The organism is Cyanobium sp. L1E-Cus (assembly GCF_024345755.1).
GTDB lineage: Bacteria > Cyanobacteriota > Cyanobacteriia > PCC-6307 > Cyanobiaceae > Cyanobium_A > Cyanobium_A usitatum.
On sequence record NZ_JAGQBS010000007.1, the window covers coordinates 119,565 to 146,203 of the forward strand.

Sequence of the window (26,639 nt, forward strand, 5' to 3'; positions counted from 1 at the left end):
TGAAGATGTTAACCAGGAAATCCAGCTCCCGTTCAGCTGAGCAACCCCTCCTCCACCAGGGTCTGCAGACGCTCCAACACCTCCGGCTGCTCGAGCTGCTCAAGGGCCAGCCGGGCCTCATCGCGCACACCCGATTCGAAATCGTTGAGCATGGCGTGCAAAAGGGACTCAACCACCAGCTGCTGCCGGGGCTCCACCAACTCGCCGAAGAGGCGACCGAGAGCCCAGGCGCTGTTGCTGCGCACCGCCGGCTCACTGTCGATGCGCATGCTGAGCAACAGCTGGGCCGCAGCTGGATCGGCCTTTGCCGGCCCGGTGCAGCCCGCCTCAGCCAGGGAGCTGGCAGCCCAGAGACGCACCGCGGAGATATCCACCTGCAGGGAGCGGATTAGGGGATTAAGGATGGGAGCATCGGGGTAGTTGCCCAGGCTCCAGGCCACGGCCTTGCGCACGTAGCCGTTGTCATCTGAGACCAGCAGGCCCAGCAGGGGCTCAACCGCCTGGGGGCTGGGGTTGCGGCCCAAGGCGTAGACCGCGCTCATCCGCAGGATCGGGCAGCTCTCCGTCAGCAGCGGCAGCAACAGGGGCAGGGCCCGGGGATCACGGTGTTCACAAAAAATGCGCAACCCCTGCATGCACTGCCCGTGACTGTCTGCCCCTGCATCGCCCCGCAACAACGCCAAGCCCAGATCGCACTCGGCCGCCACATCACTGGCCGTTGGATCACTGCTATCAAGATCGTCGAGCGGATCACCGCGCAGCTCTTCTGCCAGCTCCTGAGCCAGCATCTCGGGGTCGAGGTACAGCTCCTGGGGACTGCCACCGAAGGGACTCTCCCCACCGGACGGCTGATCGGACTGGGGAGAAACGCTCACAACGTTGAATCAGCCAATCGGGGCGGGGGCCGCCATGTCACCTGGCAACCAGATGCGGGCGCTCACGGCAAACAGGGCCAGACCAAACAACACCACAATCGCGGCCGGCAGCAGGGTGGAGCGAAAAAATTGCACAGCCGAGGCGTTTGCGAGTGCTGGCTTCCATCATCGCCCCTAGGGTTCGCCGAACAACGCCTATGTGATGGCAGATAAGAGTTCCGGCAGATGGCGGCGTCTAACAGCTGTGACCGCCGAGGGAGTAGCCAGCGGCACCCCGCTGATGGTGGGCAGCAAGTTGCTGCAGGGCTGGCTCACCGCTAGCGGAGTTCCTCTTGCCCTCATCGGCCTGATCCCGCTAGCTGAGCTGCCTTACACCCTCAAGCTTTTCTGGGCGCCACTTTTAGACCGCTGGCCGATCGCCTGGCCCGATCGCCGCCGCGGCTGGCTGCTGCTGATGCAGCTAATCCTGGTGCCACTGATTGCGGCGATGGCCCTGCTGCAACCCAGCACTAATCCAGCCAGCCTCACCGCCATCGGCATCGCGGCCCTGGTGCTGGCCGTCTGCAGTGCCACCCAGGACATCGCTGTCGACGCATATCGCACCGACCTCCTGCCCGAGGCGGAGCGGGGGCCAGGTGCTGCCGGAGCCACCCTCGGCTACCGGGCCGCCATGCTGGCGGTGGGTGCCGGTGGATTCCTGCTGGCTGATTGCTTTGGCTGGCCGGCCGCCTTCCTTGCCGCCGCAGCTCTGCTGGCGGCCGTAGTGCCCTTCACCATCTGGGCCCCGGCCCTGCAACCGGTGCAACACCCGGTCACGAGCCTGCGGCAGGCGGTGCTTGGTCCAACGCGGGAGTTCCTGTTCCGGGCTGGACCAAACCGGGCCTGGCAGTTGCTGCTGCTGGTGCTGCTCTACCGCTGGCCCGATGGCCTGCTGAACGCCATGGCCATCCCCTTCCTGAAATTGCAGGGGTTCAGCGATGCCCAGATCGGCTTGGTGCAGGGGGGCTGGGCGATTGCCGCCACCATGGCCGGCACCGTGATTGGCGGCGTGCTGTTTGCCCGGATCGGCATGAACCGCTCCCTGTGGCTGTTCGCAATCGCCGGCGTTTGCGGCAACCTCACCTATTGGGCCTTGGCCCAGTTCAATTGGGGCTTCGGCGGGCTTATCGCCGCCGTGAGCCTGGAGAACCTGAGCGGAGGCATGGTGGGCGCGGTGTTTGTGGCGCTGCTGATGAGCCTCTGCAACCCGCGCTTTTCGGCCACCCAGTACGCCCTACTTTCCGGCATCTACGCACTGAGCCGCTCGCTGCTGTCGGCCCCGGCCGGCGTGGTGGCGGGCAACGTGGGCTGGCCCGTGTTTTTCCTGGCTACGGCCGCTGCCGCTATACCCGCTTTTCTGCTGATGCTGCAGCTCACCCCCTGGGGGGAACAGGAAGCACGCGGCGCCTTCGATCCCAGCCGCGACGCCACCTGATCAAGCTCCAGCTCACGCCGGCTCCAGGCTGCCCTCGAGCCGGCGACGCAGTTGGCCGCAAGCTGCATCGGCATCGAGGCCGCGGCTAGCCCGCACACTGACAGCCACGTGGCGATCGATCAGGGCCTGTCGAAACGCTTCCACTGCGCCAGGCGCCGGACGCTGGAATTCCTCCTCGGCAATTGGGTTGTAAGCGATCAGATTCACATGACTCTGGAAGCCACGCAGGAGCCGCGAAAGGGCCTCCGCATGGCGGGGCTGGTCGTTTAGCCCGCCCAGCAGGATGTATTCAAAACTCACCCGCCGGCCGGTGAGCTCAACGTAGTGACGGCAATCGGCCAGCAACGCCTCCAGGGGATAGGCATGGGCCGTGGGGATCAGCTCCTCCCGCAACTGCTGGTCAGGGGCATGCAGGCTCACCGCCAAGGTGAACTGGGCCCTGCCCAGCCGCTCTAGGGCCTGCTCCGCCAAGGTGGGCAGGCTTTTGGGCACCCCCACGGTGCTCACGGTGATCTGGCGCTGGGCCATACCGAGATCGGTGCAGAGGCAATCGATCGCTGCCAGTACCGCCTCGCTGTTAAGCAGGGGCTCACCCATACCCATAAACACCACGTGGCTGGGGCGCTGGTCCATCACCTCACGCACGCTCAGCACCTGATCAACGATCTCGTGCACCGCCAGGGAGCGCTGCAGCCCCCCTTTACCGGTGGCGCAAAAGCGACAGGCCATCGGGCAGCCCACCTGGCTGCTCACACACACCGTGAGCCTGCCTTCGGCGGGGATGCCCACGGTCTCGAGGCTGAGGCCGTCGTGAGTACCCAGCAATAGTTTTGTGGTGCCATCGCGGGCGACGCTGCGGTGCAGCTCCCGCGAGCGACCGATCCAGTCGGAGGCACCACTGGGGGGCTGGCCGGCCAGCTGGTCCCGGAAAGCCTTTGGCAGCACCGTTACCTGATCGAGGCTGCGGGCTCCCTTGGCGTAAAGCCAATCGTGGAGCTGACGGCCGCGGAAGGCGGCTTGACCATGGCCAACAGCCCACTGCTCCAGGGCCGGCAAACCCATCCCCAGCAGGGGAGTGGCTAGCGGCGCAGCGGGCGATGTGCTCAAGGCCAGATCAGCAAGCCGTGGCCCAGCTTCCACTCCGCCACCAGCAGGGCAATAAAACCGAGCATGGCCATGCGGCCATTGAGCAGCTCGGTGTGGGTGTGGAAGCCAAAGCGGGGCAACCGGCGCTGGGGAACCGGCGTATTAAGGCTGGTGCGGACGGAATCACTCATCGGTGAGCAGACCCTCTTCCTGTAGGCCCTCGAGGGCAGCGGGATCAGCGATCAGCTCCTCCTCCAGACCCTCCTCAACGGATGGCCTGGTAAATGCTGCAGTGCCGCTGGCGCTGGCTTCGATGCCATGACGGCTGCGAGTTGCCTCAAGATCCTCATCGGAGGGATCATCCAGCACGGCCATCGACGCCGCCGGGGCAGGCATCTCGACTGTGTAATCGGGACGCAGGTTCTGCATACGGCGATAGCCCATGGCCTCCTCTTCGAGGATGTCGGGATGGGGGCCCGCCTCTGCCCGCAGCTCCTCTTCGAAGCCGCTGAAGCCAGTACCAGCAGGGATCAGGCGGCCGATGATCACGTTCTCCTTGAGACCGCGCAGCCAGTCGCTCTTGCCTTCAATCGCCGCCTCAGTCAGCACCCGGGTGGTCTCCTGGAAGGAGGCAGCCGAGATGAAGCTGTCGGTGTTGAGCGAAGCCTTGGTGATACCAAGCAGCACCGGTGTGAACTCGGCGGGTGCGCCACCGGTGATTGCCATGGCGCTATTGACCTGCTCCACTTGACGCAGCTCGATTAGCTCACCGGGCAGCAGGGTGGTGTCCCCGGCATCCTCGATGCGCACCTTGCTGGTCATCTGGCGCACGATCACTTCGATGTGCTTGTCGCTAATAGCAACTCCCTGGCTCTTGTAGACGTTCTGCACCTCCGTGACCATCCGGAACTGCAACTTGGAGATCGCCTCCTGGGCCGCGTCCATGGTGGGCTTGCGGCTGCGCAGATCTTCGAAGAAGCACTCCAGCAACTCGTGGGGATTGATCGGGCCGTCGGTGAGCGATTCACCGGCGTGCACCTGCTGGCTATCACTCACCATCACGTTGCGACCCAACAGGATTGGGTACTCGGTGATGGCATCGTCGTGCTCGATAACCGAGACGGTTATGGAGTCATCGTCATCACCCTGCTTGATCTGCACGGTGCCACTCTTGCGGCAGAGAATTGTGGATTCCCGCGGACGGCGGGCCTCCAGCAGCTCCTCGATACGGGGCAGACCCTGCACGATGTCGCCTGTCTTTTGACGTTCGAACACCAGCAGTGCTAGGGCGTCACCGCGCTGCACCAACTCACCGTCGCGAACGTGCAGCACGGAGTCGGGCGAAACCATGTAGGGGCGACCGAGGCGAATCGTGAGGGTGCTGCCGTTGATGGCCTCCACCTGACCACAGCAAGGGGCTTCGACCCCTTCCGCCAGCCGGTCCCCATCGACGATGCGCTGGTCAACCCCAACCTCACACTTGGCCGAACCAAGCTCGATGTTGCGAGTGTCGCCATCACGCTCCACGATCAAACGGCGAATCGGCTCGCCATCGACCAGATCAGGCAGCTGAACCACTCCATCCTCCTTGCAGAGGATTTGGGTGGTGGCCACCACATCGCCGCGCTTCACAGCAATGCCGTCTTCCACCTGGAGATCGGTGTGGGTGGAGCCGTGGCTGGCATCGGAGAGGGTGTCGCGACGCACAAGCAGGGTTTCCAAAATCGTGAGCTGCAGTCGCTCGATCGTCTTAGCCCGCTTATCAGACACCGCTTCCACATCCACCGTCATCTGGGGAGTGGTGTCGATGGTTTCCAGGATCAGCTGGGTGCGCAGCAGCTCCACTCCATCAACGCTCTTGATCAGCTCGCCGTCCTTAAAGGCCAGGCGTTGGGTGGCCTTGAGATTCAAAGAGGGGCCGCCAGACTGCTTAACCGCGCCCAATTCGGGCAGGTGGGCAGCATCCGGGATGGCGTACTCCTCAACGGGACGCAGCAGCAGGGCCCCACCGTCGGGGGTTTCAACTGACTCAACAAACAGAATCGCCTCTGCCTTAAGACCCTTGGCGATCTCCTCGCCAGGGGTAACCATCTTGCCGTCAGCAAATTTGCTGATGGTTTTGCTATCGGAAACCAGGTGCAGAGTGCCTGAGCGCACAATGATTTCCCGAAGAATGTCGTTCTTCTGGGTCACCGTGACGATGCCTGCGGTCTGGCTGAAGATGTCCTTCACTACCTCGGTGCCGGCCTCAATCCACTGGCCGTCCTCAATCATCAACAGGGAAATATCCTTGTTGATCTCGTGGGTTTCCTGGGGGATCCACAGCAGGGTTCCGCCCTTGCTCACCTCGTAGCCGTTCTTGGCGCTACGGGCTTTCTTGATCGAAAGGCCAGGGGCAAACTTGACGGTGCCTCCGGTCTGGGTGCGGAAGCGGTCGTCGGCGAGCTCCGCGATCACCTCACCGTTAGCGATCTTGCTGCCCGGGGCGGTATTGAGGCGGTAGCGGATGTTGTCCTTGCCCTCGAGGTGCCAGATCTCGCCGGAGTGGGTGGATTCACCAACCAACTTGCAGTCTTTGAGGGTGAGACTGGAGGTAACAATTTGTACCTCGCGGGAGTCACCGGCGCTGTCGCGCAGGCGCACGGCGCCGCCGTACTCGCTCACCAAGCGGCTTTCGGCCAGCACTTCCCCGGTGGTGACGGGCTTGTTGCCGCCCACCACGGGCAGGGCATTGGGGGGCAGGTTGTAAACGTCTCCGCTGAACACCCACATCCGGCCCAGGCGCTGGGCCTTGAGGGTGATGTTGCCCTGGCGGTCGGTGACCTCCTTGGGCTGGATCGCATCCTCGTAACGAACCTGACCGGCCAGGTCGCAAATCACGTCCTTGGTGGCCTTCTCAATACTCTTTTTAACCGTCACGCCAGCAGCGATCTGGGCCAGGATCGTATCTCCGGGCACAGTGTCGCCATCAGCGACAAACAGGATCGAGCCGCTAATAATATCGAGCTTTTGCAGCTTGCCCTTACCCGTGGGCTTAACGCTGAGGGTGAAGTCTGTTTCGGCTAGCTGGGCCTCCACACCGTGGGGGGTGCGGAAGGGGCGCACCCGAGCCTTGGGCCCGAATTCGACCGTGCCATCTACCAATGAGCGCACCACGCCGGATTCGGCCGTGGACACACCACCGGTGTGGAAGGTCCGCATCGTCAGCTGGGTGCCGGGTTCACCGATCGACTGGGCAGCGACGATGCCGACGGCTTCGCCCAGATCAACCAGCTGGTTGTGGGCTAGGGCCCAGCCGTAGCACTTACGGCACACCGAGCGGGAGGCCTCGCAGGTAAGCGGCGAACGCACCTTCACCGTTTTCACACCACCTGCCTCGATCCGGCGCGCCAGGATCGGATCGATCTCACCGTCGCGATCAACAATGATTTCGCCGTCCTCTGCCACCACGGGCTCGGCTGCTAAGCGGCCGATCAACCTGGAACCAAACCTGCCTTTCTCATCAGCATCGATAGGAATGCTGCGGGTTGTACCGCAGTCGTCTTCCCGCACGATCACGTCCTGGGCTACGTCTACCAAGCGACGGGTGAGGTAGCCGGAGTCTGCTGTACGCAGGGCGGTGTCCACCAAACCCTTGCGGGCGCCGTAGGAGGAGATCACGTATTCGGTGACCGTCAGACCCTCACGGAAGTTGGTGCGAATCGGCAAGTCAATGATTTCCCCCTGGGGGTTGGCCATCAAGCCGCGCATGCCCACTAGCTGGCGCACCTGGGACATATTGCCCCGGGCGCCGGAGTTGGCCATCATCCAAACCGAGTTGAGTGGATCGTTCTCGTTGAAGTTGCGGCGAACCGCAGCCACGAGCCGTTCGTTGGTTTCGGTCCAGGTGTCGATCACCTTGGTGTGACGTTCAACCTCGGTGATCTCACCAAGTCGGTAGCGCTCTTCGGTTTCAGTGATCTGCTCCTCGGCTTCAGCCAGCAGGGCAGCTTTGTCACCAGGAATGCGCAGGTCGTCGACGGAGATCGAAACGGCGGCCTGGGTGGCGTAGTGGAAGCCGAGATCCTTGAGCTCATCAGCCAGTGAGGCCGTAGCAGCCGTGCCGTGGTGCTTGTAGGCCCAAGCGACCAGATTGCGCAGCGCCTTCTTGTCGATGATGCGGTTGCGGAAGGGTGGCGCCTGCTTGCTAAGCGCCTTGCTCGCCTTTAATGCTGCAGCAGCAGCAATTTCGAGAGCGGCTGCCTCGGCGGCCTTCTTGGCGCTCTTCTTGGTGGTTTTCTTAGCGGGTGTGGCTGTCATGGCTGCGCGCGGTTGATAGACGTAAGAGGAAGGAAAACGGAAACCCGGAACCTTGAATCCGGAACGGCCGTCAGGTCGCAGCCACGGCGTCGATGATCGTGTGGTTGATCACGACGCGTCCCACGGTGGTGAGCAGGTAGCGGCTGATAAGAGCGCCATCTTCATCAAAGCGATCGCGGCGGAACAGCCACTGCTCGATGCGAGTGCCATCGCTGAGGGTTTCTTCTTTTTGGGGCTGCTTGTCCTCGTCGTCGTTCTCCACCTCGCCGCTGAAACGCACCCAGATCCAATCGTGGAGGTGAAGGTGCTTCTCCTCATACGCATCGATCACATCGTCGAGGTTGGCGAAGGTCTTGGCCCGGTCGCCAAATTCAGGCTTGATGGCTCCAGGCTTTTCGGCCGTGAGGTAATAAGCGCCAAGAACCATGTCCTGGGACGGGGTGATGATCGGCTCGCCAGTGGCGGGCGAAAGGATGTTGTTGCTCGCAAGCATCAACATGCGGGCCTCAGTTTGAGCTTCGATCGCCAGCGGCACGTGCACGGCCATCTGGTCACCGTCAAAGTCGGCGTTGAAGGCCGGACACACCAGGGGGTGCAACTGGATGGCGCGACCATCAACCAGTTTCGGCTCAAAGGCCTGGATGCCAAGACGGTGCAGGGTAGGAGCTCGGTTCAGCAGGATCGGGTGACCTTCGATCACCTCCTGAAGCACCTGCATAACTTCATCGTCGGCGCGCTGAATCAACTTCTTAGCGGCCTTGATGTTGTTGACGATGTTCTGGCGGATCAGGCGATGAATCACGAACGGCTGGAACAACTCGATCGCCATCTCCTTAGGCAGGCCGCACTGGTGCATCTTCAGCTTCGGACCCACCACGATCACGGAACGACCGGAGTAGTCGACCCGCTTACCAAGCAGGTTTTGACGGAAGCGGCCCTGCTTGCCCTCGATGATGTCGCTCAGCGACTTCAGAGCTCGGTTGTTGGCCCCCACCACGGTGCGACCACGGCGGCCGTTGTCGATTAAGGCGTCTACCGCCTCCTGCAGCATCCGCTTCTCGTTACGAACGATGATTTCAGGAGCCAGGATCTCCTGCAAACGGGCCAACCGGTTGTTCCGGTTGATGACGCGACGGTAGAGATCGTTGAGGTCTGAGGTGGCGAAGCGGCCGCCATCGAGCTGCACCATCGGGCGCAGGTCGGGCGGAATCACCGGGATCACATCGAGCACCATCCAGTCGGGACGGGCACCAGTGGCGATGAAGTTGTCTATCACGCGCAGGCGCTTGATCAGCTTGGCGCGCTTTTGCCCCTTGCTGGCGGCAATGTCCCCACGCAGCTGCTCGGCGGTCTCGTTGAGTTCAAGATCTTCCAGCAGTTGCTTCAAGGCCTCGGCGCCAATGCCCACTACGGGCTCATTCTCAATATCCGAATCCTCGGCATAGATCTGGTCCTCAATCTCCAGCCACTCATCTTCCGTAAGAAGTTGCTTGTAGGTGAGGTCCTTGTGGTCGCCCGGATCGAGCACCACGTAGCAGTTGAAGTAAACAATCTGCTCCACATCCCGCAGGGGCATGTCGAGCAGGATCGCTACATAGCTGGGAATGCCCTTGAGATACCAAACGTGGGATACGGGGGCAGCCAGCTTGATGAAACCCATGCGGTGACGGCGCACCCGGCTCTCCGTCACCTCCACACCACAGCGCTCGCAGACGATGCCGCGGTGACGCACCCTTTTGTACTTGCCGCAGTGGCACTCCCAGTCCTTGGACGGGCCAAAGATCTTCTCGCAGAAGAGCCCGTCCATCTCGGGCTTCAGCGTGCGGTAGTTGATGGTTTCGGGCTTGGTTACCTCACCCACCACTTGACCGTTGGGCAGCGTGCGCTGCCCCCACTGCATGATCCGCTCCGGCGACGCCAAGGTGATCTTGACGTAGTCGAAGTGGTTTTCGGTGCGGAGGTTGCTGTTGGACATCGGCTTGCAGCTCGCGGAGCTCGAGAAAGGAATGGGAGGCACGGCTTCACCCTCTGGAGGAGCGATCCGCGATCAATCAGCGATCAGTCGTCGTCATAGTCCGCGACGCCGAGGGATTCGTAGGTGGGGCGGCTGGGGGTACTGCGGCGGGGGTTGACGTCCTGCATCAGATCCACTTCTTCGCCGGCGTCGGTATAGACGGCGATGTCTAGACCCAGCGACTGAAGCTCGCGCATCAGCACCTTGAACGACTCCGGCGTGCCAGGACGGGGAATCGGCTTGCCTTTAACGATGGCGTTGAGGGCCTCGTTGCGACCCTGCATGTCATCGGACTTGACGGTGAGCAGTTCCTGCAGGGTGTAAGCGGCGCCATAGGCCTCAAGAGCCCAGACCTCCATCTCACCGAGACGCTGGCCGCCCTGCTGGGCCTTGCCGCCCAGGGGCTGCTGGGTAACCAGGGAGTAGGGGCCGGTGGAGCGGGCGTGGATCTTGTCGTCCACCAGGTGAACCAGCTTGAGGATGTGGGCGTACCCAACAGTCACGGGCTGGTCAAAAGGCTCACCGCTGCGGCCGTCGATCAACTGAATCTTGCCTGGGTTATCGGGGTTGTAGACCCATTCCTTGCCGGGCAATTTGGCGGCTTCCTCGAGGTAAGCCTGCACGGTCTGTTTCGACTTTTCAGCGCCATGCATCTCGTCAAATGGCACCACCTTGACCCGGCAGTCGAGGTGGGAAGAAGCCCAACCCATCAGGCACTCGAACACCTGGCCCACATTCATGCGGCTCGGTACCCCCAGGGGGTTGAGCACGATATCGATGGGGGTGCCATCGGGCAGGTAGGGCATGTCCTGCTGCGGCAGGATCCGGCTGATGATGCCTTTGTTGCCGTGGCGGCCGGCCATCTTGTCGCCAACCTGAATCTTGCGGCGCTGGGCCACATAGACCCGCACAACCATGTTGGCGCCGGGCGGCAGTTCGTCGCCCTGCTCGCGGGTGTAGATGCGCACGTCCACAACCCGACCCCTTTCAGTGCCAGGCACTCGCAAGGAGTTGTCACGCACGTCGCGGGCCTTCTCGCCGAAGATCGCGCGCAGCAGCTTCTCCTCTGGGGGTTGGTCGGATTCACCCTTGGGGGTCACCTTGCCCACCAGGATATCGCCGCTCTCGACGTAGGCGCCGATGCGGATAATTCCCATCTCGTCGAGGTGGCCCAGGCTCTCCTCGGCCACATTAGGGATCTCGCGCGTGATCTCCTCAGGCCCAAGCTTGGTCTGACGGGCTTCGATCTCGTACTTCTCGATGTGAACCGAGGTGTATAGATCGTCATGCACGAGACGATCGCTCAGCAGGATCGCGTCCTCATAGTTGTAGCCCTCCCAGGGCATGTAGGCGATCAGCACGTTTTGCCCCAGGGCGATCTCGCCGCCCTCGCAGGCAGAACCATCGGCCAGCACTTGACCGGCAATCACCGGATCGCCCTGGCGAACGATTGGACGCTGGTTGAGGCAGGTGTCCTGGTTGGAGCGCTGGTACTTCTGTAGGTGGTGCACATGGTCGGTGCCCTGCTCATCGCGAATCACGATGGCTGTGGCATCGACAAAGGTGACCGTGCCATTGACCCGGGTGATCGGCACCATGCCGGAGTCGCGGGCCACCTGGGTTTCCAGACCGGTACCCACCAAGGGACGCTCTGGCCGCAGCAGGGGCACGGCCTGGCGCTGCATGTTCGATCCCATTAGGGCCCGGTTGGCGTCGTCATGCTCCAGGAAGGGGATCAAGGAAGTAGCTACCGAGATCACCTGCACCGGCGAAAGCTGGACGTAATCGACCTGCTCAGGGGGCACCTTCTCAAAGTCCTGGCGATAGCGCACGGGCACCAGATCTGCGGTGATGTAGCCATCGGAATTGGTGGGCACGTCGCCAGGGGCTACGCGGCACTCATCCTCGATATCAGCAGAAATGTAGATGGGATCACCGCTCTTATGGACGATGCCCTCTTCCACCCTCCAGAACGGCGTCTCGATGAAGCCGTACTCATTGACTCGGGCGTGGGTAGCCAAAGAGCCAATCAAGCCTGCATTTGGTCCTTCCGGTGTCTCGATCGGGCAGATGCGCCCGTAGTGGGACGGGTGGATGTCGCGAACCGCAAAGCCGGCCCGTTCGCGGGTCAAACCGCCTGGGCCCAGGGCGCTGATCCGGCGCTTGTGGGTTAGCTCCGCCAGCGGGTTGGTCTGATCCATGAACTGACTCAGCTGGCTGGAGCCAAAGAACTCCTTGATCGCCGCCACAAGGGGCTTGGGGTTGACCAGCTGGGCAGGGGTAAGCGATTCGGTTTCACCGACCGTCATGCGCTCTTTGATGATGCGCTCGAGTCGGTTGAGACCGACCCGCACCTGGTTTTGCAGCAGCTCTCCCACTGAGCGCACCCGGCGATTGCCGAGGTGGTCGATGTCATCGAGGCTGGCGCCGCCCACATCGAGCTCGAGATTGATCAAGTAGTCGATGGTGCTGAGCACGTCCTCAGGGGTGAGGGTGCGCACCGCATCGGGGATGGTGAGGCGCAGCTTTTTATTGATCTTGTAACGACCGACGCGACCTAGGTCGTAGCGCTTGGCATCGAAGAAGCGGCTGTGCAGCAGGGTCTGGCCACCGCTGACAGAGGGAGGCTCACCTGGACGAAGCTTTTTGTAGAGCTCAAGGAGAGCTTGATCTTCGGAAGAAATGCCCTCGTCGTTGGCCGACTCGATCGACTTCTGGTAATACTCGGGATGGCGAAGTTTATCGAGCACGTCGTTGTCAGACAGGCCGATAGCACGCATTAACACGTGGGCGTTGATCTTGCGAGTCTTGTCGACACGAACGTGCAGCAGGTCGTTTTTATCAGTTTCAAACTTCAACCAGGCACCCCGGTTGGGGATCAGGCTGGCATTGAAGGTTTTACGGCCGTTTTTATCCTGCTCGTCCTTGAAATAGACGCCAGGTGAACGCACAATCTGGTTGACGATCACCCGCTCGGCACCGTTGATGATGAAGGTGCCTCGCTCGGTCATCAAGGGCAGCTCGCCAATGAAAACCTCTTGCTCCTTGATCTCCCCTGTCTCCTTATTAACCAGGCGACAGGTGACATACATCTGGGATGCAAAGGTCGCGTCACGACGCTTTGCTTCTTCAACATCGTGACGCGGGCGCTTCAGGCGGTACTCGCTACCGATGAAGTGCAGCTCAAGCTTGCCGGTGTAGTCAGTAATCGGCGAAAAGCTCTCGAGCTCTTCGATCAGGCCCTTCTCCAGGAACCATTTGAAGCTCGCGCGCTGCACCTCCACCAAATCGGGGAGGTAAGTGGCGGTCTTGGCGACCTGGATCGCGCTGCTCATGCGGTGAACCTGCAGGAACGGGTGGATAAGGACTGGGCAGTGGAACGCACCTGATGCCGATCACCGCTGACTTGAATGCTCCGCAACCGCCCACACGAACAGCCGCTCCCCTCGTAGGGAACGGCCGCCCGCGGGGGCATGCTCAACGGGATCGCTTCAAGAATGCAGACGTCGACAACAAGCAGCGCTTCCGCTTCCAGACCAATAAAACATCATACATTGTGAAGTGGCAGTCCGAACAGCCTTGCCGCGTTGGAACTGCTGGCATTAGCCACTTCTGTGAGGGTTTGCCCACGCAAATCGGCGACCCGGGCTGCCACCGCCGCCACAAAAGCCGGTTCATTGCGCTTGCCGCGGCGGGGCACCGGCGCCAAGAAGGGGCAATCGGTTTCCACTAGGTAGCGATCGGCAGGCACGTGGCGGGCGCAGGCATGGGTGGCTTCCGCCTTGGGAAAAGTCACCGTGCCGCTAAAGCTGATGAAGAAACCGAGCTCTAAGAAACCAGCCATCTCTCCAGGATCTCCGCCCCAGCAATGCATCACCCCGCGAGGGCAGCCACCTAGGGAGGCCCGTTGCCTCAGCAAGGTCAACATCGGCTCGGCAGCGTCGCGGCAATGGACGATCACAGGCAGGTCTAGCTCCACTGCCAAATCAAGCTGGGGCTCGAGCATGGCCAGTTGGGCAGCCAGATTCTGCTCACGGAACAGATCCAGGCCGAGTTCTCCGATCGCCACAACCCGGCTATCAGCCTGGGCGGCTTGACGCAAAATCTCTGGCGTGTCGGGCTGCCAATGCTCGGTATCGAGCGGATGGACCCCTACGGAATAACGCAACTCTTCAAAACGATCTGCCAAGGCGCGAATCGCTGGAATTTCCCCAGGCTCAACGCAGGCATGGACCAGGGAACGAACTCCAGCATCGCGCCAGCGCTGGGCCACTTCCTCCAGATCGTCGTCGAAATTGCGAAAAACGATGTGGCAGTGGCTGTCTACCAAAACGGGCAAACCCGATTCGGTCGATGCTGGCGAGGCAATCACGGACGGGACCTGGTTCAGGCTTGGGAGGCTGCGGCCGGCGCGGTCACCTGCTTCACAGCAGCACTGATGCGCGACTTCTGGTTGGCTCCGGTGTTGCGGTGAAGCACACCCACCTTCACAGCCTTATCAATCTTGCTGAAAGCAGCGTTCATGGTGGTTTGAACAGCTGTCTTGGCGTCTTCACCAGGGGTCTGGGAGTAGGCGCTGCAAGCGGTGAAGCAGCGCTTCATCAAGGTGCGCAGGGCCGACTTGTAGGTGCGGTTGCGAAGACGGTTGCGCTCAGCAACCTCAATGCGCTTCTTCGATGAGGTGTTATTGGCCACAGGCGGACGGACGCTGGATCAGAGAAGGTAGATCCTACCGCCAGGCCCTCCTAAGGACCATCACCGCCTTCAAGAGCTGTGCCGGCCTAACTTGACAATCTTGTAACCCTGAACCTTTCCGTGGTCGCAACGCCTGTTGCCCTATCGATCAGCTGCCTGCGCGATGACGGTTCAAACGCCGCCGCTGATCGACTGGGAACCATCGCTGAACGCACCAGTGGCGGGCGCCTGCGCGAAGAGATGGTTCGGGTCGAGGAGATCCTCTCCAGGGTGCAAGCGGAAGGCGATGCCGCCTTGATGGAGCTCACCGAACGCTTTGATGGCGTGCGCCCCGATCCCCTGCGGATTCCGCCACAGCGGCTGGCTGACGCCTGGCAAGCCACACCGGAGTCCCTGAAGGACGCACTGCGCCTGGCGCACCAGCGAATCCTCGCTTTCCACCAGCATCAACTGCCGACCGACCTGGCCGTCACCGGTCCCCATGGCGAACTGTTGGGCCGGCGCTGGCGGCCGGTGCAGCGGGCCGGCCTCTACGTGCCTGGGGGACGGGCTTCGTACCCCAGCACCGTGCTGATGAATGCGGTGCCGGCACGGGTAGCAGGGGTGCAGCGGCTCGTGATGGTGACACCCCCAGGCCCCGGCGGCGAGCCCCATGAAACCGTGCTGGCGGCCGCCCACCTGGCCGGGGTCGAGGAGGTGTATCGGGTTGGGGGCGCCCAGGCGATCGGCGCCCTTGCCTTCGGTACCGCCACCATTCCCCGGGTCGACGTGATCAGCGGCCCTGGCAACCTTTACGTGACCCTGGCCAAAAAAGCGGTCTACGGACGGGTGGCAATCGATTCGCTGGCAGGCCCCAGTGAGGTGCTGGTGATCGCCGACCACAGCGCCAGGGCAGACCAAGTAGCCGCCGACCTGCTGGCCCAGGCCGAGCACGACCCCCTGGCCGCCGCCATCCTGCTGACCACCAGCCCGGAGCTGGCCGCCGCCATGCCAGCAGCCCTGGAGGCCCAGCTTGAAAACCACCCCAGGGCTGAAATCACCCGCACCGCCCTCAACGACTGGGGGCTGATCGTGCTCTGCGACAGCCTTGGCCGCGCCGCCCAACTCAGCGACTGCTTCGCCCCCGAACATCTGGAGCTGCTGGTGGAAGACCCCGAAATCCTGGCCGAACAAATCCAGCACGCCGGCGCCATCTTTATGGGTCCCTACACCCCCGAGGCCGTCGGCGACTACCTAGCGGGCCCCAACCACACCCTGCCCACCGCGGGCACGGCCCGCTTCGCCGGGGCCCTCGGCGTGGAGACCTTTATGCGCCACACCAGCCTGATCCGATTTAACCGGGAGGCCCTGGAGGCCACCGGGTCAGCGGTGATCACCCTGGCCGAAAGCGAGGGGCTCCACAGTCACGCCGAGTCCGTCAAGCGCAGGCTGAACTGAGATGGGGGAGTTTGCCTCGCCATGGTGACGTTTCACTCCACCTGGCTGGAACGCACCACCACGGCCAACATCAGCTGCGACGACATCAGCGCCGACCTGCAAGCCTTCGTGGATGCCACCGGGATCCGCAATGGTCTGCTGGTGGCCGCCGGCCAGCACACCACCACCGCCCTGGTAGTGAACGAGGCCGAGGAACGGTTGCTGGGCGACATCGAGCGCCATTTCCTGGCCCTGACGCCCCCCGACCGGGCTTACGCCCACAACGACCTGCATCTGCGGCCGGGCATTCCCGCCGATGAACCTCGCAACGCCCATGCCCACCTGATCGCCCTGAAGCTGGGCAACCACCTCACCCTGCCGGTCGTGGACGGCCGCTTGGGCCTGGGCCGCTACCAGGCCGTGCTGCTGGTGGAATTGGATGGCCCCCGTCAGCGCCAGGTGCTGCTGCAGCTGTGCGGAGACGGGAGCGGGGTTGGGGGCTGAGCCTCAGCGCTTGACCAGATCACGCACCCGGGGCTCGCCGTCCACGATCTCACCCACCAGCACCTGGTCGGTGATGTTCACGAATAGGCCGTTCTCCAACACGCCCGGCAGGTTGTTGATCGCAGCCTCTAGTTCCGCCGGATCGCTGATGCCTGCGGCGAATTTCACATCCAACACGAGATTGCCCTGGTCGGTGACCACCGGGCCCGCCTTTTTTACGGCCATGCGCAACTGGGCATCGCCACCCATCGCTGCTAGCTGGGCCTGCACCTGACGCCAGGCACCAGGCAGGACCTCTACGGGCAACAGAAAGCTGAGATTCAAGGTGTCGACGAGCTTGGTGGAATCCACCACCACCACAAAGCGCTCGGCCCGCACTGCTACCAATTTCTCCTGAACGTGGCAGGCACCACCGCCCTTGATCAATTGAAAAGCGGGATCCACCTCATCTGCGCCATCAATTGCAAGATCGATGCGCTCAATTGCATTAAGGCTCTTGAGCGGAATGCCGAGCTCAGCTGCCAGCACCTCGCCTTGGAAGGAGGTGGTGACACCCACCACATCGCTGAGTTCACCGCTTTTGAGCTTGGCGCCGAGGGCCTGAATCATTAGGGCTGCTGTAGAGCCGGAACCCAGGCCGACCACCATGCCGCTCTTGATCTGCTCAGTGGCCGCAGCAGCCACTGCCTGCTTCATCCGGTCCTGCAGATCCGACATCAAATATTCCTGAATCGGCCGCGACCGTAGCAGTGCTCAACCGGAGTGGGGCAAGGCCGCCGGCTTGATCATCAGGCTGAGTTCGCGCTGACCCCGAACCACCGTGAGCGCTAGGGGCTCGCCAACGCTGCTGCGCTCAACACGCTCCAGCAGGCTCGCCGGATCGGGCACGGGCTGGTCTGCCACAGCCACCACCAGGTCACCACGGCGCAGGCCAGCCGTTTCCGCCGGACTAGCGGGCAGCACCCGTTGCACTAAGGCACCATCCCGCTCTGGCAGCTGCAGCAGAGCCTCGGGATCACGATTGTTGTCTCGAGCGCGGCGGGCAGTGAGCGGCACCAGCTGCAAGCCCAGATAGGGGTGAACCACCTGGCCGCCGCTGCTGAGCTGGCTGGCCACGCCTCGGGCCAAATTGATAGGGATCGCAAATCCCAGCCCTGCGCCTGGTCCAGAGCGCACCAGGGTATTGATACCGATCACCTCGCCACTGGCGTTGATCAGCGGACCACCTGAATTACCTGGATTGATTGCCGCATCGGTTTGGATCAGATCGAGACGCTTATCGGAGAAGCCCAGGCTGTTGATGTTGCGGTGCAGGCTCGAAACGATGCCCAGGGTCACGGTGCGCTCAAGCCCATAGGGGCTGCCCATGGCTATGGCCCAATCGCCTACCTCCAGGGCCTCGGAGTCGCCCAGGCGGGCGGAGCGCAAATCCCGCGGACCGGAGATTTTGACCACGGCCAGATCGGTCACCGAATCGGCCCCCACCACCGCACCGTCCACATGGCGCCCATCGGCCAAGGTGACCTCAACGCTGTCGACCTGATCGACCACGTGGGCGTTAGTGAGCACCAGGCCCTTGGCTGCATCGATTACGACGCCAGACCCCTGCCCCCGCTCTCGCATGCTGCCGGAGGGATCGCCGAATAGATCGCGCAGCAAAGGATCGAGCAGGGCGGGATCAAAGGCTTGGCGAGCCACCTCGCGCTCGGTGTCGATCCGCACCACCGCTGGCGCCACTGCCCGAGCTGCCTCGGCCACAAAGCTGTGGGGAATGGCCTGGGCAATGGGATCGACCGCAGGGTCCAGAGCTAGGGCAGCAGCGCTGAAAGATCCAAGTCCCAGGACTAAGCCGAGGCCGACCGTCCAAACCAGCCTGACTAGGGACAAGCTCGCCCCCAACACCCACTTCATCGACGTTTTTTGACGCATGGCTATGAGGCTAGGGAGCCATCAAGGCGGCAGGGAATGGGGATAGGGGCAGGCAGGCGGTTGCAACGGCCTAAATTGAATCGAGAACGCACAGCGGCAATGGCAGAAATTCCCCCCGGCACGCGTCAGCGATGCAGCCTTTGCCAGGTGGAAATCCAGGGCATGGTTGGCGGCAACGACTTAGTCCACTTCAGCCAGGGAGGCCCCGGCACCCGGGCAAAGCTCTGGGCACGGGTATGCCAATACCTGCGAACCGGGGAGCAGCAGGCCCAGTGCCTAAATCAGGACGCCAGCCAAAGGGGCACCGTCCAACAAAGCGATTACTTCGCCGAAGCCCCGATCATCGAAATACCTCCGACGGCGGCGCCTGGCGCCTGAGCCGTCCATCCCCTAGGGTGAATGCTTGCCCGGCGGGCATACCCTCCAGTCACGGTTTGGCGCCTCGCTGAGCATTCAGCGCTTCGCTAAGGGTTCAGTTTTTTACTGAACAGCTGTGGTTTGCAGGGCAGTTTTAGTACTGCACAAGCCGGCGGGCCGCCTGCCCCCAGCTTCCCCGCCCCATTGCCCCACCCTCTCCTGCCAGATCTGGAGCGCCTAGCCCAAGCGGCTGTGGTTGCTACTGGCTTTGAGCTCAAAGGAGTGCATGTCTTCACCCATCGCATCCCGATGACGGTGCAGGTGCTGGTGCAGCGAGCTGATGGCAGTGACATAAACCTGGATGAGTGCGCTTCCCTTAGTGCACCGCTGGCCGAGGCGATCGAGGCAGCCGAGCTGCTTGGTGATGCTTATGTGCTGGAAATCAGCAGCCCTGGCGTCAGCGACGACCTGCGCGACGATCGGGATTTCCGCTCATTTCGCGGATTTCCCGTTGTCGTGCTCTGCCGTGACAACCAAGGGCTCGACGTGCAGCGCGAAGGGCTCCTCCTAGAGCGCGATGCGACGGATGTTCACATCAACATCCGCGGCCGCACTAAGCGCATCCCCCGAGACTCCGTGATCAGCGTCTGCCTGGTCACCCCATCCGAGTCCGACTGACCTTTCCCTGACCATTTCTCACCCCTGATCCATGGCCCTGGTTCTGCTCCCCGGTCTGAATAACCTGATCGAGGACATCAGCGACGAGAAGAAACTTGCGCCCGCCGTGGTAGAGGCTGCCCTGCGGGAAGCCCTGCTCAAGGGCTACGAGCGCTACCGCCGCACCCTCTACCTCGGGATCAGCGAAGACCCCTTCGAAGAGGACTACTTCTCCAACTTCGATGTGGGTTTGGACCTGGAGGAGGAGGGATACCGAGTTCTGGCCTCGAAGATAATTGTTGAGGAAGTTGAGAGCGAAGACCACCAGATCGCCCTTGCCGAAGTGCAGCAGGTTGCCGATGACGCCCAGATCGGCGACACGGTGGTGCTGGATGTCACCCCGGAGAAAGACGACTTCGGCCGCATGGCCGCCGCCACCACCAAGCAGGTGCTGGCTCAGAAGCTGCGTGACCAGCAGCGCCGCATGATCCAAGAGGAGTTCGCCGACCTGGAAGATCCCGTGCTCACCGCTCGGGTGATCCGCTTCGAGCGCCAAAGCGTGATCATGGCCGTGAGTTCTGGCCTGGGTCGCCCCGAGGTTGAGGCCGAGCTGCCCCGCCGCGACCAGCTGCCGAACGACAACTACAGGGCAAATGCCACCTTCAAGGTGTTCCTCAAGGAAGTGAGCGAGGTGGCGCGGCGCGGCCCCCAGCTATTCGTGAGTCGCTCCAACGCGGGCCTGGTGGTCTATTTGTTCGAAAATGAAGTTCCCGAGATCCAGGAGGGTTCGGTCCGAATCGTCGCCGTAGCCAGGGAAGCCAATCCCCCTTCCCGCTCAGTCGGCCCGCGCACCAAGGTGGCCGTCGACTCAGTGGAGCGCGAAGTTGATCCAGTGGGTGCCTGCATTGGCGCCCGCGGCTCCCGAATTCAGCAAGTGGTCAACGAGCTGCGTGGCGAGAAAATCGACGTGATTCGCTGGTCGCCCGACCCGGGCCAGTACATCGCCAACTCCCTCAGCCCGGCAAAGGTTGAGATGGTGCGCTTGGTCGACCCAGAAGGCCAGCATGCCCACGTGCTGGTTCCCTCCGATCAGCTCAGCCTCGCCATTGGCCGCGAAGGCCAGAACGTGCGTCTAGCCGCCCGCCTTACCGGCTGGAAGCTCGACATCAAAAACGCCGGCGAATACGACCAGGCCTCGGAAGATGCAGTGGTAGCTGAGCTGATTGCCCAGCGGCAAGAGGAGGAGGCTCTTCAGGCCGAAGCCGAAGCCCGCCTCGAAATCGAACAGGCCGCCCGGGCCGAGGAGGATGCCCGTCTGCGGGAGCTATACCCGCTGCCAGAAGACGAAGCCGATTACTACGAGGAAGAGGAGGTGGCCGAGGCCGAATATGAGCCCGCTCCAGAGGAGGCGCCCCAGGCAACCGAGGCAGAGGCCCGGTGAGTCGCCGTGCCGTGCTTCGGCGCTGCGTTGCCTGCCGCGCGCTGCTGGATCGCCAGCAGCTTTGGCGGGTAATTCGGCTGGCCGAAGGGGGACTCGGGTTGGATCAGGGCATGGGCCGTTCGGCCTATCTCTGCCCCAACCAGGCGTGTCTAGAAGAGGCGAAACGACGTAAGCGTCTGCAGCGGGCCCTGCGCTGCCAGGTTGCAGATGCAATTGTCGAAACGCTGGAAAAGCGCCTGACCCCAGGCGCCGATCTCGCCTCTGAGGCAAGATGAACATTGGCCGCAGCGCGCGTGCGGCCTGGTGTGCCCCTCGGCCCCGCATGGCGGCCCTTGGGCCCCGACCCATGGAGACCTGAATGACCAGCAGCGGCAAAGTCAGAATTTATGAGCTGTCCCGGGACTTAGGCCTGGAGAACAAGGACGTGCTCGACGCCGCCGAGAAGCTGGGGGTTGCGGCAAAGAGCCATAGCAGCTCTATCAGCGACGACGAAGCGACACGGATTCGCTCCTTGATCGAGGGCGGCTCGAACGGCAGCAAGGCGGCGGCGGCGCCGGCCTCTGCAGCTCCACCAAAAGCGATCCTCTCCGTCAAAAAGGCTGAGACCGCCGCTGTCCCATCGCCCGCCCCTCCCCAGCCAGCCACCAGCCCCCGACCGGTCGCTCCGGCGGCAGCCAAGCCGGTCATGCCACCGGCCCGTCCTGCCGCAGCTCCTGCGGGTAAGCCAGCCCAGCCCAACAAGCCGCCCTTGGCAATCAAGCCACCCCTGGCCTCCAAGCCACAGGTCGTTGCCAAGCCACAAGTTGTTGCCAAGCCCCAGCTGGTCTCTAAGCAGCCAGAGGCTGCCAAACAGCCTGAGCTTGTAAAACCACCAGAAGTTGTAAAAACTCCAGCGGCTGCCAGCAAGCCCACTTTGGTGAGCAAGCCACCGGCACCGAGCAAGCCGCCAGCACCAGCCAGGCCCGCCGCTGCTGCGCCCAGCAAGCCTGTGGTGATTGCATCCAAACCAGCTCGCCCCGCCACCCCAGCCCCGTCCCGCCCGGCCCCTGCAGCTCCGGCACCAGCTGCGAGCCGCAAACCGGAACTGCCGATGCGGCCAGCGCCCGGCAAGCCCCAGCTGGTGGGTAGGCCCATCAGCACCCCTGCGGGCACCACCAGCAGCCGCCCGGCTCCGCCTGCAGGCAGGGCGCCCCTGAGTCAGCGTCCCGCCAGCCCCCAACGCGCTGGCGTGCCAGCTCCAACCCGTCCCGGCCAGCCTGGAGCTGGGGGCCGTCCTGGCCCAACCCCATTGGAGCTTGTCGGCAAGCCGATTCGCCGCGATAGCGCAGCCCCTGGAGCACCTACTGGCCTGGGAGCTCCCGGTCGCCCGGCTGCACCTGGCCGTCCGGGTATGCCTGCCGGCATGCGCAAGCCAATGGCTCCTGGCGAGCTGATGCAGCTCCAGAAGCCCTCCGGCCGCCCCACAGCTCCGCCGCCGCGGCGCCCCGGCGACCGCAGTGAAGCCCCAGCAGGTGCACCCAGCAGCCCAGGCGGCACCCCGGAACTGGTGCGACCTAGCGCAACCCCGCCAGCAGCCCCCAGAAGGCCTGGCTTCCGGGCGCCAACTCCCGCTGGTGCAGCCGGACGCCCCCGTCGCCCTGACTGGGACGACAGCGCCAAACTTGAGGCCCTGCGCAGCCGCACGCCGCAAAAGCAGCGCACCAAGGTTCACATCATCGGCGAAAACGATGATGCGCTCACGGCTGAAACCGGTGGCTACGCCGGTGAACAGGAGGCCTATGTGTTGCAGGCCAGCCTGGCCCGCCCGGCCAAGCCCCGCACCGCACCCGCCCCTGCCGCCAAACCCATGGCGGCGATGCGCAAGCGCAAGAAGGAAACCACCCGCCAGAGGCAGCGCCGCCGGGCCATGGAACTGCGGGCAACCCGCGAGGCCAAGGCCGTTCGGCCCGAAATGCTGATCGTGCCGGAGGGCAACCTCACCGTGCAGGAGCTGGCCGAAAAGCTCGGCGTGGAAAGCTCCGAGATCATCAAGAGCCTCTTCTTCAAGGGCGTCATCGCCACGGTGACCCAGAGCCTTGATCTCTCCACAATCGAAGCGGTGGCCGAGGAATTCGGCGTACCGGTACTCGAAGACGACGTCGAGGCAGCGGCCGCCAAGACGGTCGAGATGATCGAGGAAAGCGATCGCGCCCACCTGATCCGTCGCCCACCCGTGGTGACCGTGATGGGCCACGTCGACCACGGCAAGACCAGCCTGCTGGACGCAATCCGCAAAACCAGGGTGGCAGCGGGCGAAGCCGGCGGCATCACCCAGCACATCGGCGCCTATCAAGTGGAGATCCCCCACGCAGGCGAACAACGCAAGATCACCTTCCTGGACACCCCTGGCCACGAGGCATTCACTGCCATGCGGGCCCGCGGCACCAAGGTCACAGACGTGGCTGTGCTGGTGGTGGCAGCCGATGATGGTGTTCGGCCCCAAACCCTGGAAGCCATAAGCCATGCCCGGGCCGCCAAGGTGCCGATCGTGGTGGCGATCAACAAGATCGACAAGGAAGGCGCCTCCCCCGACCGGGTCAAACAGGAGCTCTCCGGCCTCGAACTTGTGGCTGAAGACTGGGGTGGCGACACGGTGATGGTGCCTGTGAGCGCCCTCAGGGGTGAGAACGTCGACAAATTGCTGGAGATGATCCTGCTGGTCACCGAGGTGGAAGACCTTCAGGCCAACCCGGACCGCATGGCTCGGGGCACCGTGATCGAGGCTCACCTCGACAAGGCCAAGGGCCCTGTTGCCACCTTGCTGATTCAGAACGGCACCCTGAAAGCTGGTGACGTGCTGGCGGCCGGCCCCGTACTGGGCAAGGTGCGAGCCATGGTGGATGACACCGGCAAGAGGGTTAAGGAGGCAGGTCCTTCCTATGCCGTTGAAGCCCTCGGCTTCAGCGAAGTCCCAACCGCTGGCGACGAATTTGAGGTCTATCCCGACGAGAAGACCGCCCGCTCGGTGGTGGGCGACCGCGCCAACGAGGCACGGGCCACCCGTCTTGCCCAGCAAATGGCTTCACGCCGGGTTTCCCTAGCCTCGATGTCGGGCCAGGCCAGCGAGGGCGAGCTCAAGGAACTCAACTTGATCCTCAAAGCTGACGTGCAGGGCTCCGTGGAAGCAATTCTCGGCTCCCTGGAGCAGCTCCCTCAGGGCGAGGTGCAGGTGCGGGTTCTGCTCTCCGCACCGGGCGAGATCACCGAAACCGACGTCGATCTAGCCGCCGCCTCCGGCGCCGTGATCGTTGGCTTCAACACCTCAATGGCCCCTGGCGCCAAACGCGCCTCCGATGCCACCGGCGTCGACGTGCGCGACTACGACGTCATCTACAAGCTGCTGGAAGACATCCAGATGGCTATGGAAGGCCTGCTAGAGCCGGAGTTGGTGGAGGAGTCCCTCGGCGAAGCCGAGGTGCGCGCCGTATTCACCATTGGCCGCAGTGCCGTGGCTGGTTGCTATGTGACCAGCGGCAAGCTGCAACGCAACTGCAAAGTGCGGGTGTGGCGCGGCAAGGAGAAGGTGTTCGAGGGCGACCTCGACTCCCTGCGTCGCAACAAGGACGACGTCAAGGAAGTTGCTACCGGCTTCGAGTGCGGCATCGGCACCGACCGCTACACCGGCTGGCAGGAAGGGGATCGGGTGGAGGCGTTCAAACTGGCCACCCAGCGCCGAACCCTCACCATCTGACCTCCGTGACCCCCCGCAGCGAGCCCCTGCTCTGGCTCCAGCTGGTGGCCCTTGGGGCCTTGCCACTGGAGCTTTTGGGGTTGGTACTTGTGCTGGCGGGGGCTGATCCTGGCCCCCTGCCTGGGCTGGAGCGGATGCTGGCCTGGGCAATCGGCGCCCTAGGGCCAGCCATCCTGCTCTGGCAGCGCCCAGCCGACGTTTGCTCTTTGCTGGTAATCCAGGTACCAATCAAAGCCAGGAGCGGGGCCCAGCTCAGCTTGGCGGCACTGCAGAGCAGCCTGGTGCTCAAGCTTCTTATGGCAGCTGGCGCTGCAGCCCTGCTACCCCTTTTTTGGTGGATAGACCAGCACGCCGCCCTAGCTACGCCGCTCTCCCCACTGGCCGCCAGCCCTCGCTTCGTGGGTCTGCTAGTGGCATGCCCCCTGCTAGCGGTAATCACCTGGCAGTGGCAACAGCTGATCCAGGCAAGCGCCCTGCTAATCCGCAACCCAGCCACGATCCCTGAGCATCCACCCCTGAGCCTGCAGCAGCTCGTCAGCCAGCGAATGTCCCTAGGGCTGCCCCTGTTGCTGCTGAACCCGCTTCTGACCACCCAGCCGGCTGCTCCAGCGGCAGAGGCTCTCGTCCAACCTGAAGCGTCTTCAGTCGCCGACGCGGTTGCGATCCAACCAGATGAGACTGCCGAACAAGCTGAGCGCACCGACCTGGATCAGTAGGTCGGTTGGGGCAACTTCAGCTCCGCTTGCCAATCGCATTGCCATCGTGGCTAACCCCACAGCACCAGAAGCTGCCAAGGCCACCCAGAGACCGCGCCGCAGACCACGCCAGGGGGTACGAGCTTCCTGGAGCAACCTCGCCTTAAGGGCGGGATCAATTGAATCTGGCTTGGATCCCATCACTTACCCTTCCCATCAAGGCCAACCCCTGAATGCTAATTTCATTGAGCTGCCGGTGTAGCTCAGGGGTAGAGCAACTGATTCGTAATCAGTAGGTCGTCGGTTCAAATCCGATCACCGGCTTAAGAAATAAAACCAATGGCGACTGCCTGAGCACTGCTCAATATCGTCAGCGCGTTTCGACCTGCACTTTTTCAACAGCCTGGGCCAACTGCAGCAAACGGTGCTCGGGCGAACCCACCAGCTCAATTAACAACGGCGGGCTCTTTTTCGGCAAAATATCAAAGCGACCATCTCGATAAATCTGCTTAAAAATAGCGTCTACCTCGTCGCGGTAGGAATGATCGACCGGACGAATACCGTCATCCTCCATGGCCACCGGCCAATCATCAGACTGAGGCACGAAGGCCAAGATATCAAGACGATCTAAAGATTCCCTTGCCGCTGAGACCATTGACAGGACGAAGTCGTCATCAATATCAGTCGAACGCTGATTTGCCGTGTACTGGGAATAGGCAATGTAATCAACTGGTGCCCTGTCAAAGATGACCTGCTCGGCAGCCGTGGAATAGCGATTAAGACGGCTAATACTGTAGTAAAGCTGAATCCCGTTATGCAATCGCGTGGAGGCATCGCGAAAAAGAATCTCATAGGGACCCCGCAAGCCAAGAACTCGATATGGCTCCTCCTCGCGCATGTAGTCGCCATTAAGCGCAACCCAATCATTTACGACCGTGGACTTCCCGAGGGAATGGGATCCAGAAATAGCAATCCGCATGGCCAGCGCCAACTTGCGCCTTCAGGGTAGGGGCTGCTCTGATGTTTTTCCTATTTGCGGTTGATATTCATCCTGCCCACCAAGCCCCACCACCCAGTCAAAAAAAAGCCCCCTTATGCAAGGGAGCTTTTGGGATTCCGTATTACCCAGCCGTAGCTGGGCTGTCGACTATCAACCGATTGCAGGTGCGGTCAGTGCCACGGGGGTGGCAGTAGCAGCAGCAAGGTCAAGCGGGAAGTTGTGAGCGTTGCGCTCGTGCATCACTTCCATACCCAGACCAGCGCGGTTCAGAACGTCTGCCCAGGTGTTCACCACACGGCCTTGGCCGTCGAGGATCGACTGGTTGAAGTTGAAACCGTTCAGGTTGAAGGCCATCGTGCTCACGCCAAGGGCGGTGAACCAGATGCCAACCACGGGCCAGGCAGCCAGGAAGAAGTGGAGGCTGCGGCTGTTGTTGAAGGAGGCGTATTGGAAGATCAGGCGACCGA

Annotated in this window: 22 protein-coding genes, 1 tRNA gene and 1 pseudogene; 10 read left to right on the forward strand and 14 right to left on the reverse strand. The window is 62.7% G+C overall.

The window, feature by feature from the left end; genetic code table 11:
• Positions 1-32: 32 nt before the first annotated feature.
• Positions 33-788: a HEAT repeat domain-containing protein gene (locus KBZ22_RS08565; protein ID WP_254941030.1), complete on the reverse strand. Its 756-nt coding sequence runs from the start codon at positions 786-788 to the stop codon at positions 33-35.
• Between the two features lie 96 nt (positions 789-884).
• Entirely contained in the window at positions 885-1,010 is a 126-nt protein-coding gene (locus tag KBZ22_RS08570; protein WP_254931229.1) for a hypothetical protein, read from the reverse strand.
• Between the two features lie 67 nt (positions 1,011-1,077).
• Here KBZ22_RS08570 and KBZ22_RS08575 point away from each other — a divergent pair, with 67 nt between their 5' ends.
• On the forward strand, positions 1,078-2,349 hold the full coding sequence (locus tag KBZ22_RS08575; protein ID WP_396111861.1) for an AmpG family muropeptide MFS transporter: 1,272 nt from the start codon (positions 1,078-1,080) through the stop codon (positions 2,347-2,349).
• A 12-nt stretch (positions 2,350-2,361) separates the two neighbouring features.
• Here the strand turns inward: KBZ22_RS08575 and rlmN are convergent, their stop codons facing one another.
• From rlmN to rpsT, 7 genes are all read right to left on the reverse strand, one after another.
• Entirely contained in the window at positions 2,362-3,411 is a 1,050-nt protein-coding gene (gene rlmN / locus KBZ22_RS08580) for a 23S rRNA (adenine(2503)-C(2))-methyltransferase RlmN (protein WP_254998409.1), read from the reverse strand.
• 41 nt (positions 3,412-3,452) lie between these two features.
• Positions 3,453-3,626, reverse strand: a complete 174-nt coding sequence (locus KBZ22_RS08585; protein ID WP_254940948.1) for a chlorophyll a/b-binding protein — start codon at positions 3,624-3,626, stop codon at positions 3,453-3,455.
• Positions 3,619-7,734: a DNA-directed RNA polymerase subunit beta' gene (locus KBZ22_RS08590; RefSeq protein WP_255021697.1), complete on the reverse strand. Its 4,116-nt coding sequence runs from the start codon at positions 7,732-7,734 to the stop codon at positions 3,619-3,621. Before KBZ22_RS08590 ends, KBZ22_RS08585 begins: the two co-directional genes overlap by 8 nt.
• Positions 7,735-7,804: 70 nt before the next feature.
• Positions 7,805-9,709 carry a DNA-directed RNA polymerase subunit gamma gene (locus KBZ22_RS08595; protein WP_106502363.1) on the reverse strand — a complete coding sequence of 635 codons (1,905 nt, stop codon included), beginning with the start codon at positions 9,707-9,709 and terminating at the stop codon, positions 7,805-7,807.
• Between the two features lie 83 nt (positions 9,710-9,792).
• Positions 9,793-13,083, reverse strand: coding sequence for a DNA-directed RNA polymerase subunit beta (gene rpoB, locus KBZ22_RS08600; protein WP_106502364.1), 3,291 nt, complete (start codon positions 13,081-13,083; stop codon positions 9,793-9,795).
• Positions 13,084-13,295: 212 nt separating this feature from the next.
• A complete protein-coding gene (locus KBZ22_RS08605; RefSeq protein WP_255021709.1) occupies positions 13,296-14,117 on the reverse strand; it encodes a TatD family hydrolase in 822 nt (273 codons plus the stop codon).
• A gap of 17 nt (positions 14,118-14,134) precedes the next feature.
• On the reverse strand, positions 14,135-14,443 hold the full coding sequence (gene rpsT / locus KBZ22_RS08610; protein WP_254940944.1) for a 30S ribosomal protein S20: 309 nt from the start codon (positions 14,441-14,443) through the stop codon (positions 14,135-14,137).
• A 120-nt stretch (positions 14,444-14,563) separates the two neighbouring features.
• Between rpsT and hisD the strand changes: the two genes are divergently transcribed.
• Positions 14,564-15,880 (forward strand): histidinol dehydrogenase, encoded by a 1,317-nt coding sequence (gene hisD / locus KBZ22_RS08615; protein WP_396111864.1) that lies wholly within the window; start codon positions 14,564-14,566, stop codon positions 15,878-15,880.
• Positions 15,881-15,901: 21 nt separating this feature from the next.
• Positions 15,902-16,363: a secondary thiamine-phosphate synthase enzyme YjbQ gene (locus KBZ22_RS08620; protein WP_255021698.1), complete on the forward strand. Its 462-nt coding sequence runs from the start codon at positions 15,902-15,904 to the stop codon at positions 16,361-16,363.
• 3 nt (positions 16,364-16,366) lie between these two features.
• On the opposite strand, the gene rpiA is transcribed toward KBZ22_RS08620, so the two are convergent.
• Positions 16,367-17,080 (reverse strand): ribose-5-phosphate isomerase RpiA, encoded by a 714-nt coding sequence (gene rpiA, locus KBZ22_RS08625; protein WP_106502367.1) that lies wholly within the window; start codon positions 17,078-17,080, stop codon positions 16,367-16,369.
• A gap of 36 nt (positions 17,081-17,116) precedes the next feature.
• A complete protein-coding gene (locus tag KBZ22_RS08630) occupies positions 17,117-18,292 on the reverse strand; it encodes a trypsin-like peptidase domain-containing protein (protein WP_254969521.1) in 1,176 nt (391 codons plus the stop codon).
• Between the two features lie 99 nt (positions 18,293-18,391).
• Here KBZ22_RS08630 and KBZ22_RS08635 point away from each other — a divergent pair, with 99 nt between their 5' ends.
• The 6 genes from KBZ22_RS08635 (at position 18,392) to KBZ22_RS08660 (ending at position 25,193) form a co-directional block, all read left to right on the forward strand.
• Entirely contained in the window at positions 18,392-18,670 is a 279-nt protein-coding gene (locus tag KBZ22_RS08635; RefSeq protein ID WP_106502369.1) for a hypothetical protein, read from the forward strand.
• Between the two features lie 183 nt (positions 18,671-18,853).
• On the forward strand, positions 18,854-19,327 hold the full coding sequence (gene rimP, locus KBZ22_RS08640) for a ribosome maturation factor RimP (protein ID WP_106502370.1): 474 nt from the start codon (positions 18,854-18,856) through the stop codon (positions 19,325-19,327).
• 31 nt (positions 19,328-19,358) lie between these two features.
• Complete coding sequence (gene nusA, locus KBZ22_RS08645) at positions 19,359-20,747, forward strand: transcription termination factor NusA (RefSeq protein ID WP_106502371.1); 1,389 nt, start codon at positions 19,359-19,361, stop codon at positions 20,745-20,747.
• Positions 20,744-21,022 (forward strand): YlxR family protein, encoded by a 279-nt coding sequence (locus tag KBZ22_RS08650; protein WP_106502372.1) that lies wholly within the window; start codon positions 20,744-20,746, stop codon positions 21,020-21,022. Before nusA ends, KBZ22_RS08650 begins: the two co-directional genes overlap by 4 nt.
• A gap of 83 nt (positions 21,023-21,105) precedes the next feature.
• A complete protein-coding gene (gene infB / locus KBZ22_RS08655) occupies positions 21,106-24,477 on the forward strand; it encodes a translation initiation factor IF-2 (RefSeq protein WP_255021699.1) in 3,372 nt (1,123 codons plus the stop codon).
• 5 nt (positions 24,478-24,482) lie between these two features.
• Positions 24,483-25,193, forward strand: coding sequence for a low-complexity tail membrane protein (locus KBZ22_RS08660; protein WP_255021700.1), 711 nt, complete (start codon positions 24,483-24,485; stop codon positions 25,191-25,193).
• On the opposite strand, the gene KBZ22_RS08665 is transcribed toward KBZ22_RS08660, so the two are convergent.
• A complete protein-coding gene (locus tag KBZ22_RS08665; protein WP_106502375.1) occupies positions 25,119-25,373 on the reverse strand; it encodes a DUF3493 domain-containing protein in 255 nt (84 codons plus the stop codon). The two genes, KBZ22_RS08660 and KBZ22_RS08665, sit on opposite strands and share 75 nt — an antisense overlap.
• Before the next feature lie 51 nt (positions 25,374-25,424).
• Here KBZ22_RS08665 and KBZ22_RS08670 point away from each other — a divergent pair.
• A tRNA-Thr gene (locus tag KBZ22_RS08670) sits at positions 25,425-25,496 on the forward strand.
• 46 nt (positions 25,497-25,542) lie between these two features.
• Here the strand turns inward: KBZ22_RS08670 and KBZ22_RS08675 are convergent.
• Positions 25,543-26,151, reverse strand: coding sequence for an AAA family ATPase (locus tag KBZ22_RS08675; protein ID WP_106502404.1), 609 nt, complete (start codon positions 26,149-26,151; stop codon positions 25,543-25,545).
• Positions 26,152-26,322: 171 nt separating this feature from the next.
• Positions 26,323-26,639, reverse strand: a pseudogene (locus KBZ22_RS08680) (photosystem II q(b) protein); the annotation flags it as partial.